At 70.5% G+C, this 1144-nt stretch carries 1 protein-coding gene and 1 pseudogene; both read left to right on the forward strand.

Annotated features, from left to right (window positions below):
- A pseudogene (locus tag JMF86_RS00890) lies at positions 1-217 on the forward strand (methyl-accepting chemotaxis protein); the annotation flags it as partial.
- Between the two features lie 3 nt (positions 218-220).
- Positions 221-1144 (forward strand): CheR family methyltransferase (locus JMF86_RS00895; protein WP_201316680.1); only part of this gene is annotated, 924 nt, incomplete at its 3' end.

Below are 1144 nucleotides of genomic sequence, written 5' to 3' on the forward strand. Positions count from 1 at the left end.
GAAGCGTGCGGCCGATGCGGCCGCGCGCACGCAGAAGGACGCACCGGCTGCCCGTGGCGGTACCGCCGCGGGCGGCTACGGCCCGCGTCTCGCGAAGACGGCCGCCGCGGCGGACAAGCCGGCCGCGAAGCCCGCGCTCGTGCGCCCGGCGCTGAACGGCGAGAAGCCGGCGCTGGCCGCCGCCGGCGCGTCGGACGACGACTGGGAGACCTTCTAAGCCATGTCGCACGCGCGCGCGCCGTTTCGACCCGATGTACCGGATGCCTCGCCTCGCGCGGGCGAGCCGGGGCGCGACTTCGCGTTCACCGGCGCGGATTTCGCACGCATCCGCGCGCTGATCCACCAACGCGCGGGCATCTCGCTGTCCGAGCACAAGCGCGACATGGCCTACAGCCGTCTCGCGCGACGGCTGCGGGCGCGCGGCCTCGACACGTTCCGCGACTACCTCGACCTGCTCGAGCAGGAAGACGATCCGCTCGAGTGGGAAGCGTTCACCAACGCGCTGACGACCAACCTGACCGCGTTTTTCCGCGAGTCGCACCATTTCCCGATCCTGTCGGAATTCGTGAAATCGCGGCCGGCGCCGGTGTCGGTCTGGTGCTCGGCGGCGTCGACCGGCGAGGAGCCGTACTCGATCGCGATCACGCTGATCGAGGCGCTCGGCGACACGGCCGCGCGCAACGCATCGATCCTCGCGACCGATCTCGACACGCAGGTGCTCGCGAAGGCCGAAGCCGGCATCTACACGTACGACCAGGTCAAGCACCTGTCGCCGGAGCGGCTCAAGCGCTTCTTCCTGAAGGGCACCGGCGCGCAGGCCGGCCGCGTGAAGGTGCGCCCCGAGCTGCGCGCGATGATCCGTTTCGAGCAGTTGAACCTGACCGATGCGGACTACGGGATCGCGAAGCCGTTCGACGCGATCTTCTGCCGCAACGTGATGATCTATTTCGACAAGCCGACGCAGGGGCAGGTGCTGTCGCGCTTCGAGCCGCTCGTGAAGCCGGGCGGGCTGCTGTTCGCCGGCCATTCGGAGAACTTCACGTACGTGACGCAGGCGTTCCGGCTGCGCGGGCAGACGGTGTACGAACTGACGCGCGACGCCGCGCAGGGCGCGCGGCCGCGCGGCGCGCCGACGAGCGCGGCG

The sequence above is a fragment of the Burkholderia sp. E168m15 genome (assembly GCF_016586105.1).
Classification (GTDB): Bacteria; Pseudomonadota; Gammaproteobacteria; order Burkholderiales; family Burkholderiaceae; genus Burkholderia; species Burkholderia orbicola.